Source organism: Rhodoferax sp. UBA5149 (assembly GCF_002413825.1).
Classification (GTDB): Bacteria; Pseudomonadota; Gammaproteobacteria; order Burkholderiales; family Burkholderiaceae_C; genus Rhodoferax.
This window is the reverse complement of the sequence record NZ_DHXT01000123.1, coordinates 7759-11171: the sequence shown is the minus strand read 5'-3', so window position 1 is coordinate 11171 and position 3413 is coordinate 7759. Positions and strand designations below refer to the sequence as shown.

Genomic DNA, 3413 nt, shown 5'->3' with positions numbered 1-3413 from the left:
TCATCCTGCTTTCCCTGATGCTGAAGAACCGTGGTCAGGGTCTGCTGGGCAAAAACCAGGTTCGGTGCAAGCAACAGAGCCCGGCGCGCGCATGTTTCGGCTTCATCGTATCGACCGAGACGAAACCGGAGTGCACCCAACTTGGCCAACGCATCGGCATCCGTGGGGTCGAGCTTGCAGACGCTGGAAAGCAATGCATGCGCCTGTTGCAGATCGCCGACTATGACGGCCTGTTCAGCTTTCAGTTTTTTGCCAGCGGTGAGTATATTTTTCTTGGCCACAAACTGAAATCCCTTAAACAATAACTAGAACGGATGGTGTAAATAATATCGACAACTTGGGGCAAAAAAAAACCTCTAGAAAACTAGAGGCTTCTCGCCAAAAACTTGGGCGCCATTATCGACGCCCAATCGCCGTTGGTGTGATTTTTAAGCGGATTTTTTACGACGGCTGGCGGCCAGACCAGCCAAGCCGAGGCCGAGCAGCGCCAGAGAACCTGGCTCCGGAACCGTGCCGCCGCCGTCGCCGCCACCACCACCTGCTACAGAGCCAAAGCCGTCAAGGTAGACATAACCCCAGTGACCACCGAAGGGGCAGTCAGCCGCCAGCAGAGTCAGCGTGTAGTCATGGCCTTGGGTGACATTGATGCTTTCGTCCATCCACTGGCTGAAGTGGATGAAGCCGGGGTCAAAAAGAGCGCTGTTTGAGGCTGAGTTGTAATTAATTGTGGTGATGTCGGTGTTGGCCGTATCGTCGTGCAGAGTGATCGTGAAGTTGTCCGAATTGGTGGGCCCATGCGAAGCTTCAAGCACGGCAGCCCAGGAAAAATTGATCGTGCTCGCGTCGTAGTTGAGAACCGACTGCGAGATCAGGTTCACAGAGTTATTGTTGTTGGTGTCGTTCACCTTGACAGCATGGTTGCCGTAACGAACGGTTGAAAGCCCTGAAAACGGATCCGTATCACCCAAATTCGTGACAGTGGTGGCCCCATAGGCGGGGTCATACAGAGGACCCGTTGCGCTGTTGTAGTTGGCCGGCGTCAGGTCAGCATAGTCGCTGCTATTCCAACGTCCACTGCCCTGACTCCAACTGCTCAGGTCACCATTTTCAAAGCCGCCGTTAACAAAGTTGGCGGCTTGAGCCGAGCCTGCCGCAAAGGCTGCAGCAATGGCCATTGGAAGAAGTTTTTTGATCATTTTCAGCCCCTAAAAAATTAAAAAACACGATGAAAACATGCTTGCTCAGTAATAAAGCATTCTTCGTGCCAATTTTCCAAGTCATTGATTTGTAATGTTTTTTGTTACAAGTGGGTGTTAACAAGTGAGCAGGTGTCAAAAAAGTCGACGTTTATATGTTGTCGATCCGTGTTAATTCAGTAACGATTTGTTCAACTGGGCCAGCGCTGCCTGATCCGCCTTAGCTAGCTGCTTGCCCTCGATCGGTGCCACCACGGACGCTGCCGCTTTGCGATCGCCCGCCGCCAATAACTGCTCGGCCAGATGCAGACGTGGCAGCGCCGCCACGGGTGCGAGGTTGACAGCAGTTCGCAGGCTGGCAATCGCTTCATCCCGTTTACCGGCCTGTGCCTGGGCCATGCCCAGCGTGTCCAGCACATTGGGGTTGTCGGGCATCATCCGTGCCGCTTTTCGGGCGTTGTCGATGGCTTGCGGTTGTTTGGCCTGTATTTGGGCCCAGGCCAGATCGTTGAGTACCACGGGATTGCGCGGGTTTCGGATGGCAATCTTCTGTTGCAACTCGACGGCCTTTTCCGCCTTGCCTTGCGCGAGCGCCCGCTGCGCCGCATAAGCCAGCACCGAAACGTCCTCTGGGAACTTGCGCAGCGCGGCTGCCAGTTCGTCGTCTGCAGAGGCACCGCGGTTGGTGCCGTCCAGCAGGCCCACAATGCGCAAGGACGCCGCCGGATCAGCGCCGGCCTTGGCGGCCTTGCTGAATTGTTTCAGCGCATCGTCCGGCTTGCCAGATTGGGCCAGCACATCGCCTTCCAGCAGCATGGCGGTCAGTTTGTGGGGTTCGCGCTCGCCGAGTTCGTGAACAATAGACAATGCCTCGCGCGGGTTGTCACGTGCCGTCAGCTTGGCCAGGGCGATGTAGGCGCTGCTGTCGAAAGGCCGCTCGTTTATCAATCCTCGCAGCAAGGTGGTGGCTTGGGTTTTTCCGTTGGCTCCGACTTCCAGTTCGGCCAGCTTGAGTCGCCAGTCCGCGCGCTGCGGGTAGCTTGACACGAGCTTGCGATAGGTTTCGGTTGCCAGCTCGGTCTTGCCAACACGCTCGTAGGTGGTGGCGAGCAAGGCAGCCGCCGCAGCGGGCGCGTTGTTGATGGCCGCGCCCGTCTGGGCCACGCTCAGGGCCGTGTCGGCGTTGCCGGCCCGCAGATGTTCTTCAACCAACGCTGCCCTGAGTTTGCTTTCAGTGGGATGTGCTGCCACGCCCTTTTCCAGTAGGGGGATAACGCCGGCTTTCCCCTTTTCATCGGCCCGCAGCAGCTTGGAAAATGCCAGATAAGTTTGCCCTGTGCTGGTCTTGCTTGCCACGGCTTTTTCATAACGGGCGCGCAACTCCTGGCGCTGCGCGGGCTCTTTGGCCATGCCGGCCAGCGCCATCAGGGCCGCGTCAAAGTCAGGTTTGATATCCAGCGCTGCCAGGGTGGCGCGCCAGGCACCGGCCGTGTCATTCTGGTAGCCCAGCGCGGCGGCTTGCACGAGGTGTGATTGCGGATCTTGGGGCCGCGACTTGATGGCAAGGTCCGCCAGTTGTCGGACCCTTGCCGAATCGCCTGTTCGCATGGCGATCGCAATGATTTGATCGCGCACCGCCGGATCATCCTGCCCTGCGGCGGCGGCTTTGTCCAGCAATGTTGCCGCGTCTTGCTTGTTGCCTTGACCGGCTTTTAATACACTCAAACGGAGAAGGCTTAATGCATTTTTAGGGTGCGTCGAAACAAGATTTTCCAACGTGGCTATCGCTTTTTTGGGATCGCCACTCTTTATTTCTGCATCGGCCTTCAACGACAGCAGCCGTACATCGGTCGGCGCCACACTGAGTCCGTGCTGGATGGTTTCCTGTGCTTCTTTGGTTTTGCCCAGTTGGAGTTGCGTGGCGGCCTGCATCTGTAGGGCAGGAACCGAATAGGGATTTAGTTTGAGAATTTTTTTCAAACGGCTGTCTGCCATCAGCACGTCTCCACTCTGGAGTTCGGCGGCGGATGCCAGCAAGGTTGCAGGCAGATGGTCCGGTGATACCGCAAGCACCTTGATCGCCGCCGCATGACTGGCTTCGTCGCGCCCTTCACGCGCCAGGATGACTGCGTCGAGATAGTGCGTCCAGTAATAGTTGGGGGCCATTTTTTTAAGCTGGTCGCGCAGAGGGATGGCTTGTTCAAATTTGCCCGCCGC

3 protein-coding genes are annotated in these 3413 nt (G+C 57.0%); 1 reads left to right on the top strand and 2 read right to left on the bottom strand.

From position 1 onward, the window contains the following. The coding region (locus B3V69_RS20885) for a hypothetical protein (protein WP_296446492.1) at positions 1-305 on the top strand (305 nt) is incomplete at its 5' end. Between the two features lie 123 nt (positions 306-428). On the opposite strand, the gene B3V69_RS10970 is transcribed toward B3V69_RS20885, so the two are convergent. Then, the gene (locus B3V69_RS10970; protein ID WP_296446491.1) at positions 429-1196 is read right to left on the bottom strand and encodes a PEP-CTERM sorting domain-containing protein; all 768 of its coding nucleotides are present in this window, start codon (positions 1194-1196) and stop codon (positions 429-431) included. Between the two features lie 171 nt (positions 1197-1367). Continuing rightward, a partial coding sequence (prsT, locus tag B3V69_RS10965) for an XrtA/PEP-CTERM system TPR-repeat protein PrsT (protein ID WP_296446489.1) occupies positions 1368-3413 on the bottom strand: 2046 nt, incomplete at its 5' end.

Coding starts and splice junctions, on each gene's coding strand:
- B3V69_RS10970 (WP_296446491.1), bottom strand. CDS start 1,196: ATGATCAAAAAACTTCTTCCAATGGCCATTGCTGCAGCCTTTGCGGCA.